General features: G+C 69.7%; 14 protein-coding genes. 10 read left to right on the top strand and 4 right to left on the bottom strand.

What is annotated here, in order from left to right:
• Nucleotides 1–61: 61 nt before the first annotated feature.
• Entirely contained in the window at nucleotides 62–1,186 is a 1,125-nt protein-coding gene (locus AC06E7_RS12395; protein WP_093535878.1) for an MFS transporter, read from the top strand.
• A gap of 17 nt (nucleotides 1,187–1,203) precedes the next feature.
• Here AC06E7_RS12395 and AC06E7_RS12390 read toward each other — a convergent pair whose 3' ends face one another.
• Nucleotides 1,204–1,860, bottom strand: coding sequence for a response regulator (locus AC06E7_RS12390; RefSeq protein WP_068852421.1), 657 nt, complete (start codon nucleotides 1,858–1,860; stop codon nucleotides 1,204–1,206).
• Nucleotides 1,861–2,043: 183 nt separating this feature from the next.
• On the opposite strand from AC06E7_RS12390, the gene AC06E7_RS12385 reads away from it, so the two are divergent.
• Genes AC06E7_RS12385 through AC06E7_RS12355 form a run of 7 tightly spaced genes read left to right on the top strand, consistent with a single transcriptional unit; the run spans nucleotide 2,044 to nucleotide 9,695 of the window.
• On the top strand, nucleotides 2,044–2,700 hold the full coding sequence (locus AC06E7_RS12385) for a hydrolase (RefSeq protein WP_478064923.1): 657 nt from the start codon (nucleotides 2,044–2,046) through the stop codon (nucleotides 2,698–2,700).
• Nucleotides 2,701–2,702: 2 nt separating this feature from the next.
• Complete coding sequence (locus tag AC06E7_RS12380; RefSeq protein WP_478064922.1) at nucleotides 2,703–3,104, top strand: DoxX family protein; 402 nt, start codon at nucleotides 2,703–2,705, stop codon at nucleotides 3,102–3,104.
• Nucleotides 3,105–3,120: 16 nt separating this feature from the next.
• Nucleotides 3,121–4,959, top strand: coding sequence for an amidohydrolase (locus tag AC06E7_RS12375; RefSeq protein WP_478064921.1), 1,839 nt, complete (start codon nucleotides 3,121–3,123; stop codon nucleotides 4,957–4,959).
• A complete protein-coding gene (locus AC06E7_RS12370; RefSeq protein WP_478064920.1) occupies nucleotides 4,944–6,236 on the top strand; it encodes an alginate export family protein in 1,293 nt (430 codons plus the stop codon). Before AC06E7_RS12375 ends, AC06E7_RS12370 begins: the two co-directional genes overlap by 16 nt.
• Nucleotides 6,230–7,870: an MFS transporter gene (locus tag AC06E7_RS12365; protein WP_478064919.1), complete on the top strand. Its 1,641-nt coding sequence runs from the start codon at nucleotides 6,230–6,232 to the stop codon at nucleotides 7,868–7,870. The genes AC06E7_RS12370 and AC06E7_RS12365 overlap by 7 nt, the downstream gene beginning before the upstream one ends.
• A 59-nt stretch (nucleotides 7,871–7,929) precedes the next feature.
• On the top strand, nucleotides 7,930–8,706 hold the full coding sequence (locus tag AC06E7_RS12360) for a hypothetical protein (RefSeq protein WP_478064918.1): 777 nt from the start codon (nucleotides 7,930–7,932) through the stop codon (nucleotides 8,704–8,706).
• A gap of 14 nt (nucleotides 8,707–8,720) precedes the next feature.
• Nucleotides 8,721–9,695, top strand: coding sequence for a zinc-binding dehydrogenase (locus tag AC06E7_RS12355; RefSeq protein WP_478064917.1), 975 nt, complete (start codon nucleotides 8,721–8,723; stop codon nucleotides 9,693–9,695).
• A 10-nt stretch (nucleotides 9,696–9,705) separates the two neighbouring features.
• Here AC06E7_RS12355 and AC06E7_RS12350 read toward each other — a convergent pair whose 3' ends face one another.
• Complete coding sequence (locus AC06E7_RS12350; RefSeq protein ID WP_478064916.1) at nucleotides 9,706–10,593, bottom strand: LysR family transcriptional regulator; 888 nt, start codon at nucleotides 10,591–10,593, stop codon at nucleotides 9,706–9,708.
• A gap of 122 nt (nucleotides 10,594–10,715) precedes the next feature.
• Between AC06E7_RS12350 and AC06E7_RS12345 the strand changes: the two genes are divergently transcribed.
• Nucleotides 10,716–11,633, top strand: a complete 918-nt coding sequence (locus AC06E7_RS12345) for a M14 family metallopeptidase (RefSeq protein ID WP_478064915.1) — start codon at nucleotides 10,716–10,718, stop codon at nucleotides 11,631–11,633.
• A gap of 30 nt (nucleotides 11,634–11,663) precedes the next feature.
• On the opposite strand, the gene AC06E7_RS12340 is transcribed toward AC06E7_RS12345, so the two are convergent.
• Both AC06E7_RS12340 and AC06E7_RS12335 read right to left on the bottom strand, forming a co-directional pair.
• Nucleotides 11,664–12,815, bottom strand: coding sequence for an MFS transporter (locus tag AC06E7_RS12340; RefSeq protein ID WP_478064914.1), 1,152 nt, complete (start codon nucleotides 12,813–12,815; stop codon nucleotides 11,664–11,666).
• Between the two features lie 54 nt (nucleotides 12,816–12,869).
• Complete coding sequence (locus AC06E7_RS12335) at nucleotides 12,870–13,775, bottom strand: LysR substrate-binding domain-containing protein (RefSeq protein ID WP_478064913.1); 906 nt, start codon at nucleotides 13,773–13,775, stop codon at nucleotides 12,870–12,872.
• 100 nt (nucleotides 13,776–13,875) lie between these two features.
• On the opposite strand from AC06E7_RS12335, the gene AC06E7_RS12330 reads away from it, so the two are divergent.
• Nucleotides 13,876–14,640: an SDR family NAD(P)-dependent oxidoreductase gene (locus AC06E7_RS12330; protein ID WP_478064912.1), complete on the top strand. Its 765-nt coding sequence runs from the start codon at nucleotides 13,876–13,878 to the stop codon at nucleotides 14,638–14,640.

The raw sequence follows: 14,640 nt of genomic DNA, 5'->3' as shown, positions 1-14,640 counted from the left end.
CGTGCATATTCCGGCGGTCGCCGTCCCCCGGCCTGCGGTGCCGTCGCGGCTGATCGTCGCGATGGCGGCCGGGGCCGGGTTTTCGGTGGCCTCGATCTACTACAGCCAGCCGATGCTGGGCGTCATCGCCAGCGGGCTGGGCAGCGACGCGCAGTCCACGGGCATGGTCCCGACCCTGACCCAGCTGGGCTACGCGCTGGGCATCCTGCTGCTGGCGCCGCTGGGCGACCGCGTCGACCGCCGGCAGCTGATCCTGCTCAAGTCGCTGGTGCTGGCCGCCGCGCTGGCCGGCGCGGCGCTGTCGGGCAGCCTGCCGACGCTGCTGCTGGCCAGCCTGCTGATCGGGTTGATGGCCACCGTGGCCCAGGACGTGGTGCCCTCGGCGGCGATGCTGGCGCCGGAAGCCGAACGCGGCGCGGTGGTGGGCAAGGTGATGACCGGCCTGCTGCTGGGCATCCTGCTGTCGCGCGTGGCCAGCGGGCTGGTCGCCGAGGCACTGGGCTGGCGGGCGATGTTCGGTATTGCCGCCGGCTCGGTGGTGGTGATGGCGCTGGTACTGGCGCGCGAGCTGCCGCACCTGGCACCGACCACGTCGTTGCGGTATCCGGCGTTGCTGCGTTCGCTGGCCCACCTGTGGCGTGGACAGCCGCAGCTGCGCCGTGCGGTGTTCGCGCAGGGGCTGCTGGCGGTGGGCTTCAGTGCGTTCTGGTCGACGTTGGCGGTCATGCTGCACGACCGCTACCAGCTGGGCAGTGCGGTGGCCGGTGCCTTCGGCATTGCCGGTGCTGCGGGTGCGCTGGCGGCGCCGCTGGCCGGGCGCTGGGCCGACCGGCTGGGCAGCCACGCGGTGGCGCGCATCGCCATCGGGATTGCGCTGCTGGGCTTTGCGATGCTGCTGCTGGATGCGTGGTTGCCGCGGGTGGCGATCGTGCCGTTGCTGGCCATCAGTGCGGTGGTGTTCGACTTTGGCTTCCAGGCCGCGTTGGTCTCGCACCAGACGCTGGTCTATGGGCTGGCGCCGGAAGCGCGCAGCCGGCTCAATGCGCTGTTGTTCACCGGGGTATTCCTGGGCATGGCGGCCGGTGGTGCGCTGGGCGCGGTGGTGCTGGCGCACTTTGGGTGGCCGGGCGTGGCGACGCTGGCAACCGTGTCGGCAGGCGCCGCCCTGCTGGTCCGCATGCGCTGAGGCCGCGGTTGCCGGCCCTAGCGGTCGTGGGTGGCGTCGTCCAGGCTGATGATGCCGCGCTTGAGGGCCAGGGTGACCGCGTGGGTCCGGTCGCGGGCCCCGAGCTTTTCCATGATGTTCTTCATGTGCGCCTTCACCGTCTGTTCGGAGATGCGCATCTGTTCGCCGATGCCCTTGTTCGAGCGACCGCTGGCGACGTGGCCCAGCACTTCGGTTTCGCGGGGGGACAGGCTGTCCTCCACTACGTGCGCGGCGATGCTGGCGGCCAGGGTGGCCGGAATGCCGGCGCGGCGGCCGCTGTGCACGGTGCGGATGGTGTCCACCAGTTCGTGGCGCAGCATGTCCTTGAGCAGGTAGCCGCTGGCCCCGGCCTGCAGCGCGCGCACCGCCCGCACGTCGCCACGGTAGGTGGTGAGCACGATGATGCGCGCGCGCGGGTCATGGTGGCGGATGCGGGTGATCGCTTCCACGCCATCCACGCCCGGCAGCTGCAGGTCCATCAGCACCACGTCCGGGTGCAGGGCGAGGTACTGGGCCACGGCCTCCTCGCCATCGGCGGCTTCCCCGAGCAGGCGCATGTCCGGCTGCATGTCCAGCAGGGCAGCCAGGCCATCGCGCAGCAGGGGATGGTCGTCGACCACCAGGATGCCGATCGACGGGGAGGAAGGGGTCATGCGGGATCTCCAGGGTGCGCCGCCAGCGCCAGGGAAGGATTGTCGCAGGCGCGGGGCCGGCCACGCCCCCTCTTTCGGGTGAGCGCCTCCCCCAAAAGAGTAGCTGCATTCACCACCCAAGGGGGGTAGGGCAACCGGGCCGCCGCCGCCACCATGGCCTTACCCGCCCACCAAGGATGTCCCATGACCACCGCCACCGCCGTTCCCGGCGCCTCGCTGCTGTCGCCCGCCGACCACGCCCTGGTGCTGATCGACTTCCAGTCGCAGATGGCATTCGCCACGCGCACCATCGATGTCGCCGCGCTGCGCAACAATGTAGCGCTGATCGCCAAGGGTGCCGCCGGCTTCAAGGTGCCGGTGGTGCTGACCACCGTGGCCGAAAAGTCATTCTCCGGCCCGATGTTCCCGGAGATCGCGCCTGTCTTCCCCGGCCAGAAGGTGTTCGACCGCACCTCGATGAACTGCTGGGAAGACCAGGCGGTGATCGATGAGATAAATCGCATCGGCAAGCAGCGCGTGGTCATCGCCGGTCTGTGGACCAGCGTCTGCATCGTCGGGCCGGCGCTGTCGGCGATCGACCAGGGCTTCGAGGTGTATGTGATCACCGATGCCTGCGGCGATGTCAGCGACGAAGCGCACGAGCGTGCGGTCACCCGCATGGTCCAGGCCGGCGCGGTGCCGCTTACCTCGGTGCAGTACCTGCTGGAACTGCAGCGCGACTGGGGCCGCAGCGCCACCTACGACCTCACCACCGGCATCGCCCGCGAACACGCCGGCGGCTATGGCCTGGGCATCCAGTACGCCAAGAGCATGTTCGGCGCACAGGAAGGCGGCCACTGAGCATGGGCGGCGCCACCGGCCTGGATGTGGGGCTGCTGGTGCTGCGGCTGGCGGCAGGCGGTTTCCTGCTGCCGCACGCGCTGGGCAAGCTGTTCGGCTGGTTCGGGGGTCCCGGGCTGGCCGGTTTTGCCGAGGAACTGCGCGGGTACCACCTGCCGGCGCCGGCACCGGTGCCACTGCTGCTGGCCGTGGTGCAGGTGCTTTCCGGCCTGGCCGTGCTGATCGGCTGGCAGGCCCGCCCGGCCGCCACGGTGGGCGCGCTGTTCCTGGCCATGACCGCCGTGCTGGCCCTGCCCAAGGGCTGGTTCTGGATGCGGGGCGGGATCGAGTATCCGTTGTTCTGGACACTGGCCCTGTCGGCCATTGCCCTGGCCGGTCCGGGCGCGCTGGCGTTGCATCCTTGATTGAAGAGAGAAACCCATGACCACGTTGCTCATCCGCAATGCCCGCATCACAACGCTGGACCCGCGCCTGCCGCAGGCCGACGCACTGGCGGTGGTGGACGGGCGCATCGCCGCGATCGGCACCGAAGCCGAGGTGCGCGCCGGACTGGCCGAGGCAACCGTGATCGACGCGGGCGGCCGCCGCCTGGTGCCCGGGCTCAACGACAGCCACACGCACCTGATCCGCGGTGGCCTCAACTACAACCTGGAACTGCGCTGGGACGGGCTGCGCTCGCTGGCCGACGCCATGGCCATGCTCAAGGCGCAGGTCGACATCACGCCGGCTCCGCAGTGGGTGCGGGTGGTGGGCGGATTCACCGCCGAGCAGTTCGTGGAGAAACGCCTGCCGACCCTGGCCGAGCTCAACAGCCTGGCGCCGGATACGCCGGTGTTCCTGCTGCACCTGTACGACCGCGCGCTGCTCAACCGCGCCGCGCTGCGCGCCTGCGGCTACGACAAGACCACGCCGGACCCGCCGGGCGGGCAGATCGTGCGCGACAGCCTGGGCAATCCCACCGGGCTGCTGCTGGCCAAGCCCAACGCACTGATCCTCTACGCGACCCTCGCCAAGGGCCCGCGCCTGCCGATCGAATACCAGGCCAATTCGACCCGGCACTTCATGCGCGAGCTGAACCGGCTGGGGATCACCTCGGTGATCGATGCCGGCGGTGGCTTCCAGAATTACCCCGAGGATTATCAGGTCATCGAGCAGCTGCACCGCGACGGTGAACTGACGGTGCGCATCGCCTACAACCTGTTCACCCAGAACAAGGGCAAGGAAGCGCAGGACTTCCAGCACTGGAGCGAGATCCTGGCCCCGCGCCAGGGCGACGACCTGCTGCGCCACAACGGTGCGGGCGAGATGCTGGTGTTCTCCGCGGCCGACTTCGAACTGTTCAACGAGCCGCGACCGGAACTGCCGCCGGGCATGGAGCCGGAACTGGAGGAAGTGGTCAAGCTGCTGGTGGAAAAGCGCTGGCCGTTCCGCATCCATGCCACCTATGACGAGAGCATCGACCGCATCCTGGATGTGTACGAGCAGGTCAACCGCGAGATCCCGTTCGATGGCCTGCACTGGTTCATCGACCATGCCGAAACCATCACCCCGCGCAACATCGACCGCATCCGCGCGCTCGGCGGTGGCCTGGCGATCCAGCACCGCATGGCCTACCAGGGCGAGGCGTTCGTGCAGCGCTACGGCGCCGACGCCGCGCGCCACACGCCTCCGGTACGGCGCATGCTGCAGGCCGGGGTTCCGGTCGGTGCCGGCACCGACGCCACCCGCGTGGCCAGCTACAACCCGTGGGTGGCGCTGTCCTGGCTGGTCACCGGTCGCACCGTCGGCGGACTGGCGCTGTATGGCGAAGAGAACCTGCTCGAGCGCGAAGAGGCGCTGCGGCTGTGGACCCAGGGCAGTGCCTGGTTCTCCGGCGACGAGGACCGCAAGGGCACGCTGGCGGTCGGCCAGCTGGCCGACTTCTGCGTGCTCTCGTCGGACTTCTTCGCGGTGGACGATGCCGGCATCGCCGATATCACCAGCGTGCTGACCGTGGTCGGCGGGCGGGTGGTGCACGGCGATGGCGAATTTGCTCCGCTTGCGCCGACCCTTCCTCCGGCGATGCCGGACTGGTCGCCGGTGAACCGCTTTGGCGGGTACCACGTGGGCGGTGCCGCCACCGGCCTGGTCGCGCATGCGCACGCCCACGGCGGCGCCTGCCGCACCCACGGCCACGGCCATGCAGCAGCGCACCCGGTGCCGACCGACGCGCCCACTGCGTTCTGGGGCGCGCTGGGGTGTTCGTGCTTCGCGTTCTGAGCCTGGCGTTGGCGACGGCACTGCCGTCGCTGGCATCTGCCTGCACGCCTGGCGATACCGGTCGCTGCATCGCGCTGGACGGCGGCGGTGGGGTGCAGGTGGATGCCTCGCTGCGCCTGCGTGGCATGTATTACGACCCGACCCGGTTCGGCATACAGGGTAGAGAGGACGGATACGGCCTGCTGCGCGCGCTGGGGTCGGTGGCGGCGCACCGCGGTCGCTGGGATGGGCTGGTGCAGCTTGGCGTGCACGCAGAGCAGGGGCGCGCCGGCGGGCCCGGCGGCACCGACCAGGGCGCACTCGATCTGCAGCAGGGCTTCGTGCGGTGGCAGGGCGACCATGCCACGTGGCAATTCGGCCGACAGGAGGCCGCTTATGGCAGCTCGCGCCTGCTCTCGGTACGCGATGGGCCCAACATCCGGCTGGCGTTCGATGGCGTGCGCGGGCGGTGGCAACAGGGCGCGCTGAAACTCGACGTGATGGCGCTGCGCCCGGTCGACAACCGCAGCGGCGCCTTCGATGACCGCGGCGACCGTGGCCAGTACCTGCTCGGCAGCTACGCCACCTGGCAGCCTGGGCGGCCGGGCACCGGCATCGACCTGTACGTGCTCGACTACGGTCGCGATGGCGCACGCTTCGCCAGCGCGGTCGGCGACGAACGCCGTACCTCGCTCGGCACGCGCGTCTTCGTGCTGCAGCCACGCTGGGACGCCAACATCGAGCTGGTCGCGCAGCGCGGCACCCTGTCGCGTGCCCAGGGCAACCTGGCGATCCGTGCCTGGACGCTGGCCACCGACAGCGGGCTGCGCTGGCCCGCGCGGCGCTGGCAGCCGCGGCTGGGCGTCAAGCTGGACATCGCCAGTGGCGACCAGGACCCCGGCGATGGCCGCTTGAACACCTTCAATGCGATGTACCCCAAGTCGGCGTACTTCAGCGAAGCCAGCCTGCTGGCGCCGGCCAACCTGATGGACGTGCAGCCGACGCTGACCTTGACCCTGCGCCCGGGCCTGACCACCGACATCGGCTGGCAGCTGGCGTGGAAGCATCGCCGCAGCGACGCGGTCTACACCACGCCGGCACCACTGGCCGCGGTGCCGGGCACGGCCGGCACGCCGCGTCGCATCGGTCAGCAGTACAAGTGGGAAACCAGCTGGGAGGCCAGTGACCACTGGACCTGGAAAGGCCAGCTGGCCTGGTTCGAGGCCGGTCCCGGCCTGCGCGCGGCCGGCGGCCGCGACACCCTGTTTGCATCGGTAGTAGGAGCATGGCAATGGTAAGTACACATGACAGCGCCGCCCCCGGCGCGTGGGCGCCGCTGAAGATCCGGCTGTTCCGCGCGATGTGGCTGGCCATCCTGGGAAGCAACGTCGGCACCTGGGTCAATGACGTTGCCGCCGCCTGGGTGATGGCCGAGCGCACCGGATCGCCGCTGATGGTGGCGCTGGTGCAGTCGGCCACCACGGTGCCGGTGGTGCTGCTGGCGCTGGTCGCCGGCACGCTGGCCGACATCGTCGACCGCCGGCGCTACCTGCTGTTCACCCAGGGCTGGATGCTGCTGGTGGCCGCCACGTTGGCCACCCTGACGGCACTGGGCATGCTCACGCCCCCGCTGCTGGTCCTGCTGACCTTCGCGATGGGCTGTGGCGCAGCCATGGCGATGCCGGCACAGGCCGCCATCGTGTCCGAGCTGGTGCCGCGGCCGATGCTGGCCTCGGCGGTGGCGTTGAATTCGATCGGCATCAACATCGCGCGCTCGCTCGGCCCGGCCATCGGCGGCCTGATCGTGGCGCAGCTGGGCGCGGGGTGGGCGTTCGGCCTGAACGCACTGAGTTTCGCGGCCATGCTGTGGGTGCTGTTCAACTGGAAGCAGGAAGCGGCGGCATCCAACCTGCCGCCGGAGGGCTTCGGCGCCGGGCTGCGCGCCGGCGTGCGCTACGCGTTGCGCGCCGGCCGCCTGCAGGCGGTATTGATCAAGTCGGCCGGATTCTTCTTCTTCGCCAGCGCGGTGACCGCGCTGCTGCCGCTGGTGGTACGCAGCGAACTGCACGGCGGGGCAGGCACGTACGGGCTGCTGCTGGGCTGCATCGGCATCGGTGCGGTCAGCGGCGCGCTGGTGCTGCCGAGCCTGCGTGCGCGGCTGGACCGCGACCTGCTGGTGCTGCTGGCCACGCTGGCCTGCGCGCTGAGCCTGTTCGGGCTGGCCTGGCTGCGGCACATGGCGCTGTTGCCGCTGGCGATGCTGGTGAACGGGTTTGCCTGGATCACGGTGCTGTCCTCGCTGCAGATCGCCGCGCAGACCGCGGTGCCGGCGTGGGTGCGGGCGCGCGCGCTGTCGCTGTACATCATGGTGTTCTCGCTGGGCATGGCTGCCGGTGGGCTGAGCTGGGGCAGCATCGCCCAGCGCACCTCGATTCCGCTGGCGCTGACCATCGCAGCGGTCGGCGCAGTGATCGGCGGGTTGCTGGTGTGGCGGGTGCGCATCGCCGGCAGCGAGGAACTGGACCTGCGCCCGGCCGGGCATTGGCCCGCGCCCGAGCTGGCGGTGCCGGTCACCCACGACCGCGGCCCGGTGCTGGTGACGGTGGAGTACCACATCGATGACGCCGACCGCGCCGCGTTCCATGCGTTGCTGGGTGAGCTCGGCCGTACCCGCCGCCGCGATGGCGCGGTGATCTGGGGCGTGGCCGAGGACGTGGCCACGCCGGGCATCCACCTGGAATATTTCGTGACCCCGTCCTGGATCGAGCACCTGCGCCAGCATGAGCGGGTCACCGCTGAAGACCGGATCCTGCAGGAAAAGGTCAGGGCGCTGCACCGCAACGAGCACGCGCCGATCGTGCGCCATTTCGTAGGCGGCACCGGCGCCTTGAAGGCGTTGCAGCACGGTCACGAGCATCCGGCGCTGGGATGATGGCATCTTCTTAACCGCAATGCGCGTATGGTCGGTGCTCTTTGAGCTGGAGTAGATGCATGCGCTGGATCGTGTTGTTGGCCGCCTTGGCCATGCCGCTGGTGGCGTGGTTGTCCCAGACCGGTCAGTTCGGCCCGACCAACGGTGCGATCTCCGACCGCTATCCCACGTTGCTGGTCGCGGCCGGCTATGCGTTTTCGATCTGGGGCCTGATCTTCCTGTGGGACGTGGCCTTCGGGCTGTGGCAGCTGCGCCAGCGCCGGCCCGATGACAACGCCGGCGCGCGCGGCTGGGCCGCCGCCGGGTTCGCGCTGACGGCGGCGTGGATGCCGGTGTTCTCCAACCAGGCGTTCCTGCCGGCGCTGGCCATCATCTGGCTGGCGCTGGTGTGCCTGCTGGTTGCTGCGGTACGCGCGGCGCCGTCCACCGCCAGTGCCGGGCAGCGCGCCTTCGCCGCCTATCCGCTGGCGCTGCACGCGGGCTGGCTGACCATGGCCGCCTTCCTCAACACCGCCCAGGTGATCGTGGCCTACCAGTGGCTGCCGACCGGCGACATGCTGTCGTGGAGCGTGGTGCTGCTGGCGCTGGCCACGCTGCTCGCGTGGGTGATGAATTACCGCCTGCGTGGGCACTTCGCCTACCCGGCGGCGGTGATCTGGGCGCTGGTGGGCGTGTACATCAAGCAATCCGGCTGGCGCCTGCCGGGTGCCGATACCGTTGCGGTGCTGGCGCTGGCCGTGGCCGCGCTGCTGGTGCTGCAGACCCTGCTGCTGCGCACCCGGGCCTGGCGCGCACCGCGCGTGGGCGTGGTCGCCGCACACCGCCATCGTCGTTGATACAGGAGATTCGCATGCGCGCTGCATTGCATGAACAGTTTGGTGACCCGACCGTCGTCCTGCATGGCGGTGAGGCCGCCACGCCTGAACCCGGTGCGGGCGAGGTGCGCATCCGCACCGTGCTGGCGCCGATCCACAACCATGACCTGTGGACCGTGCGCGGCCAGTACGGTTACAAGCCCGAGCTGCCTGCCATCGGCGGCAGCGAAGGCACCGGCGTGATCGACGCCCTGGGCGAGGGCGTGACCGGCCTGCAGGTGGGGCAGCGGGTGAGTGCCGCGTCGGTGCATGGCACCTGGGCCGAACAGTTCATTGCGCCGGCGCGGATGGTGATTCCGATGCCGGACAGCATCAACGATGAAACGGCCGCGCAGCTGATCGCGATGCCGCTCAGCGCGTTGATGCTGCTGGAATTCCTGCAGGTGGACGCCGGCCAGTGGATCGTGCAGAACGCGGCCAATGGTGCGGTCGGCAAGGCGTTGGCGATGCTGGCCAAGGCGCGTGGCGTGCACTGCGTGAACCTGGTGCGGCGCGATGCGGGCGTGGCCGAAATGGCGGCGCTGGGCATCGACAACACGATTTCCACCACGCAGGTGGACTGGCTGGCGCAGGTGCAGGCGCGGGTAGGCCAGGGTGCGGCAGCGGCGGTCGATTCGGTCGGCGGGCGTGCCAGCGGCGAGTTGCTGGGCCTGCTGGGCGAGGGCGGCACGCTGGTGTCGTTCGGCTCCATGACCGGCGAGCCGATGCAGCTGGGCTCGGGTGATGTGATCTTCAAGCAGGCCGTGGTGAAGGGCTTCTGGGGCAGCAAGGTGAGCCAGAACATGGCCCCGGAAAAGAAACGTGCGCTGGTGGGCGAGCTGCTGAAGCTGGCCGCCACGGGCGGGTTGAGCCTGCCTGTAGACGCCGTGTTCGGGCTGGACCAGGTAGCCGAAGCGGCGAAAGCCAGCCTCGAACCGGGCCGCAACGGCAAGGTGCTGCTGCGCCCGTGACGGCGTGGCGTTACACGCGCAGCGCGTCGATCACCACCCGCAGCGCACTGGAGGACTGCCGGCGGCTGGGATAGTAGGCATGGAAGCCGTCGAACACATCGCACCAGTCCTGCATCACCCGTTGCAGGCGCCCGGCCGCGATGTCCTCCAGCACCATGTCTTCCAGCAGGTAGGCCAGCCCGGCGCCGGCCAGTGCGGCGCGGTGCATGGCGATGCTGCTGTTGAAGGTCCACTGGCCCTGTACGCGCACGTTGACGTTCTGCTCGTCCTTGCGCAGGTCCCACACCATCAAACCGCCATGGGTGGGCAGGCGCAGACCGATGCAGTCATGCGCGGCCAGGTCGCCCGGCCGCTGCGGTGCGGCGTGGGTCCTGAAGTACGCCGGACTGCCGACGATCGCCATCCGCTGCGGGCCGGTGACCGGCACGGCGATCATGCCCTGCGCGACCCGTTCACCGAGCCGGATGCCGATGTCGTAGCGCTGTTCGACGATATCGGCCAGCCCGTAGTCGATGGTCAGTTCCACCTTCAAATCAGGGTAGCGCGGCAGTACGTCGGCCAGGCGGGGCCACACCACCGTGTTGGCCACGTGTTCGGACGCGGTGATGCGGATGGTGCCAGCCGGGTGGTCACGGTACTCCGCCACCGCCGCGATTTCCGCTTCGATTTCCTCCAGCCGCGGTGCCACGCTCACGTAAAGACGCTCGCCAGCCTCGGTCATCGACACATTGCGGGTGGTGCGGGTCAACAGCCGCACCCCGAGCCGTTCCTCCAGTGCGCGCACGGTATGGCTCAGCGCGGATTGCGAAACACCCAGTTGCGCCGCAGCGCGGGTAAAGCTGCGCTCGCGCGCCACGGTCACGAAGACCTGCAGATCGTTGAAGTTTTCGCGGGCCATGAGGGCAGCGGAGGCGCATGACGGTCATGCCAGCCCATGATGGCCGGGAGCCACGGCGATTGGTAGGGGCGTGGGGTGCAGGCTAAAATCGCGGTTCTTCCGTGACAACCGCGAGCCCTGCCATGAATGACACCCGCTTCTATCCCATCGGTACCCCCGGCCAGCCCTGGGGCGCTGCAGAGAAGGCGGAGTGGCGGGCGCGGCAGTTGCCGGTGCGGCGCTATGCCGACGATGTGCTGCCGGTGCTGGACCAGCTGCGCGCCCAGTTCGAGGTGGTCCAGTACGGCACCCTGGAGTACGCACCGGACCGCTACCCGCTGTTTGCCGTGCGCAGCCGCGACTGGAACCCGGCGCTGCCGTCGGTGCTGGTCACCGGTGGCGTGCACGGCTACGAAACCAGCGGCGTGGAAGGCGCGCTGCAGTTCCTGGCCACGCGTGCGGCCGACTACGCCGGGCGTGCCAATGTGCTGGTGGCGCCGTGCGTGAGCCCGTGGGGCTACGAGCGCTTCCAGCGCTGGAATGCCGATGCGATCGACCCGAACCGCTCGTTCGTGGCCAACAGCCCGGCGCAGGAATCGGCGGCGCTGATGGCGCTGGTGGCACCCCTGCGTGACGGCATGGTGCTGCACATCGACCTGCACGAAACCACCGACAGCGACGAAAGCGAGTTCCGCCCGGCGCTGGCCGCGCGCGATGGCAAGCCGTTCGCCCCGGGCCTGATTCCCGATGGCTTCTACCTGGTGGACGACACCGAAAACCCGCAGCCGGCGTTCCAGCAGGCGGTCAATGCGGCGGTGGAGCAGGTCACCCACATCGCCCCGGCCGACGACAAGAACGAAATCATCGGTTCGCCGGTGGTGGCGCCGGGCGTGATCGAATATCCGCTGAAGAAGCTGGGGCTGTGCGCCAGCATCACCGGCGCGCGCTTCACCACCACCACCGAGGTGTATCCGGACAGCCCGCGTGCGACTCCGCAGCAGTGCAACGATGCACAGGTGGCGGCAGTGTGCGCGGCAATCGATTACGCGCTTGCCCATTGATTGAGCGTTGCAGGCACGCAGGGCGTGGTCCTACGCCTTCACCCAGCGTGCGGTGATGCCGACCAGCAGCAGGGCAGCGGCCACCAGGCAGAAGGCCGTTACCAGGCTGCTGGCCTGGGCGACGAAACCGATCAGGGCCGGGCCGGCCAGCACACCGGCGTAGCCCAGCGTGGTGATGGCGGGGATGGCCAGGCTTTCGGGCATGGTCTTCTGGTTGCCGGCCATGGAGAACAGCGCCGGCACGATGTTGGCGCAGCCCAGGCCGATCAGTGCGTAGCCGAGCAGGGCCGGCAGCAGGGCGCTGGCAAAGGTGGCGATGCCGAAACCTGCCGCGGCCACGATGCTGCCCAGCAGGATCGCGCGCAGGCGGCCGAGTTTCGCCACGATGCCGTCGCCGACCAGGCGGGTCAGCGTCATGGCGATGGCGAAGGTCATGAAGCCCAGGCCGGCGCGGTCCGGCGGTACCTGCTGCACTTCATGCAGGAACACCGCGCTCCAGTCGAGCATGGCGCCTTCGGCAAGGAAGGCGACGAAACAGAGCACGCCGATCGCCAGCACCACGCCATGCGGGATCGCAAACACCGGCGCGCCGCTCGGCGCGCGGTCACGCCGCCAGTACGGCACTGAAACCGCCAGCAGCACCGCCATTGCCATCGAGGCCAGCACGCACACCCACAGCGGTGGCAGCCGCAGCGACAGCAGCGCGGTCATCGCCGCGGCCCCCACCGCACCGCCGATGCTGTAGAAGGCGTGGAAGCCGGACATCATCGGCCGCCCGCTGTCGCGCTCCACCATCACCGCCTGGATGTTCATGGTGCAATCGCAGGCGCCCACACCGGCGCCGAACACGAACAGGACCAGGCCCAGCGTCCATGGCGAGGGCGCGATGGCCAGCAGCGGCAGGCTGGCCATCACCATCAGCAGGGTGGCGATCATCACCGCGCGGCAGCCATGGCGGGCGGCCAGGATGCCGGCCAAGGGCATCGCCAGCAGCGAACCGGCGCCCAGGCACAACAGCACCAGGCCCAGCGAGCCTTCATCCAGCCCGGTACGGGTTTTGGCGAACGGCACCAGGGGTGCCCAGGCGGCGGTGGCGAAGCCGGGCAGGAAAAACGCCGCACGGGTGGCGTGCTGTTCGGCGCGCTGGCGGGGGGCAGTCAGAACGTCGGGCGATGCCTGCATGGCGCTGGAAACGGTTACACGAGGGGCGCCCAGCTTACCTGCAAGTTCTGCGGTTCACGACGCCCGCAGCAGCTCGGGCGTGAGCAGGGCCGCCAACCAGTCCATGAATGCTGAAACCCGGCGCGGCAGATGCCGTCGCTGGGCATACAGCAGGGTCACCGGCATCGGCTCGGCCACGCAGTCCGGCAGCACTTCCACCAAGGTTCCGGCCGCCAGTGCCGCGCGGGCGCCCAGACGCGGGACCTGGATGATGCCCAGCCCGGCCAGTGCCGCCGCGCTGTAGGCCTCGCCGCTGTTGACGGTGATGGCGCCGCCCATCGGCAGGCTGCGGTAGTCCTGGCCGTCGTGGTACTCGAAGCCTGGCGAACGCTGGCCGAGCGTGCCCACGTAATGCACCAGCGCATGCGCCGCCAGGTCCGTCACCGCGCGCGGGACGCCGCGTTCGGTGAGATAGGCCGGGCTGGCGCAGTTGACGATGTGCATCACCCCCAGCGGGCGCGCCACCAGCGTGTTGTCGTCCAATGGGCCGACCCGGACCACGCAGTCGAAGCCTTCGCGGACCAGATCGACGCGGCGGTCGGTGCCGCTCAGCTCGATCTCCAGTCCCGGGTGGCGGGCCAGGAAGTCCGGCAGGTGGGGAATCACCAGCTGCCGGGCCAGCCCGCTGGACATGTCCACCCGCAGCCGGCCCTTGAGCTGGGTGTCACGGCGGAACATGCCCTGCAGATCCTCCATGTCGTCCAGCAGGTCGCGGGCGCGCTGCTGGAACTGCGCGCCGTCGGCGGTCAGCCGCACCCGGCGGGTGGTCCGGTGCAGCAGCTGCACGCCCACTTCCGCTTCCAGCCGCTGCACGGCCAGCGACACGCTGGCCTTGGGCAGGCCCAGCTGCTCGGCAGCGGCGGTAAACGAGCCCAGTTCGGCAACACGCAGGAAACTGCGCAGGTGGTCGAGGCGGTCCATGGATTGTTCGCTCTGGCTGGACAGTCAAATCAGGATCGCGCGGTTTATGTGATGGCGCAATGCCAATAGTCTGGCGTCACACCTCACCCAGGAGCACCCCATGTCCCACTCCCCCTCACGCGTTGTCCTGATCACCGGCGGCAGCCGCGGTCTCGGCCGCAATGCTGCGCTGGCGCTGGCCGCCGACGGTGCCGACATCCTGCTGACCTACCGCAGCCGGGCCGATGCGGCCGACGCCGTGGTCGCCCAGATCCAGGCGCTGGGCCGACGTGCCGCCGCGCTGCCGCTGGACATGGCGGACAGCGCCGGCTTTGCCGGCTTCGCCGAGGCCGTGCAGGCGCAACTGCAGGCCTGGGGCGCGGCCGGCCTGCAGGGGCTGTTCAACAACGCCGGCGAAGGCCTGTATGCCGGTTTCGCCGACACCACGCCGGCCCAGTTCGACGAGCTGGTCGCCGTGCACCTGAAAGGGCCGTACTTCCTGACCCAGGCGCTGCTGCCGCTGATCGCCGATGGTGGCCGCATTCTCAACGTGTCCAGTGGCCTGGCCCGCTTCTCGCTGCCGGGCAGTTCGGCCTACGCGATGATGAAGGGCGGCATCGAGGTCTTCAGCCGGTACCTGGCCAGGGAACTGGGCGCGCGCGGCATCAGTGCCAACACCCTGGCACCGGGCGCGATCGAAACCGACTTCGGCGGCGGGCACGTGCGTGACAACGCCGACATCAATGCGATGGTGGCCGGCAACACCGCGCTGGGTCGCGCAGGGCAGCCGGACGATATCGGGCCGGTCGTCGCCGCGCTGCTGTCGCCGCGTACGGCGTGGATCAACGGGCAGCGCGTGGAAGCATCGGGCGGCATGTTCGTCTGA

It is taken from the genome of Stenotrophomonas sp. Steno-Z4, assembly GCF_056393145.1.
This window is presented reverse-complemented; position numbering and strand designations above follow the sequence as displayed.

Coding starts and splice junctions, on each gene's coding strand:
- AC06E7_RS12395 (WP_093535878.1), top strand. CDS start 62: ATGGCGGCCGGGGCCGGGTTTTCGGTGGCCTCGATCTACTACAGCCAG.
- AC06E7_RS12390 (WP_068852421.1), bottom strand. CDS start 1,860: ATGACCCCTTCCTCCCCGTCGATCGGCATCCTGGTGGTCGACGACCAT.
- AC06E7_RS12385 (WP_478064923.1), top strand. CDS start 2,044: ATGACCACCGCCACCGCCGTTCCCGGCGCCTCGCTGCTGTCGCCCGCC.
- AC06E7_RS12380 (WP_478064922.1), top strand. CDS start 2,703: ATGGGCGGCGCCACCGGCCTGGATGTGGGGCTGCTGGTGCTGCGGCTG.
- AC06E7_RS12375 (WP_478064921.1), top strand. CDS start 3,121: ATGACCACGTTGCTCATCCGCAATGCCCGCATCACAACGCTGGACCCG.
- AC06E7_RS12365 (WP_478064919.1), top strand. CDS start 6,230: ATGGTAAGTACACATGACAGCGCCGCCCCCGGCGCGTGGGCGCCGCTG.
- AC06E7_RS12360 (WP_478064918.1), top strand. CDS start 7,930: ATGCGCTGGATCGTGTTGTTGGCCGCCTTGGCCATGCCGCTGGTGGCG.
- AC06E7_RS12355 (WP_478064917.1), top strand. CDS start 8,721: ATGCGCGCTGCATTGCATGAACAGTTTGGTGACCCGACCGTCGTCCTG.
- AC06E7_RS12350 (WP_478064916.1), bottom strand. CDS start 10,593: ATGGCCCGCGAAAACTTCAACGATCTGCAGGTCTTCGTGACCGTGGCG.
- AC06E7_RS12345 (WP_478064915.1), top strand. CDS start 10,716: ATGAATGACACCCGCTTCTATCCCATCGGTACCCCCGGCCAGCCCTGG.
- AC06E7_RS12340 (WP_478064914.1), bottom strand. CDS start 12,815: ATGCAGGCATCGCCCGACGTTCTGACTGCCCCCCGCCAGCGCGCCGAA.
- AC06E7_RS12335 (WP_478064913.1), bottom strand. CDS start 13,775: ATGGACCGCCTCGACCACCTGCGCAGTTTCCTGCGTGTTGCCGAACTG.
- AC06E7_RS12330 (WP_478064912.1), top strand. CDS start 13,876: ATGTCCCACTCCCCCTCACGCGTTGTCCTGATCACCGGCGGCAGCCGC.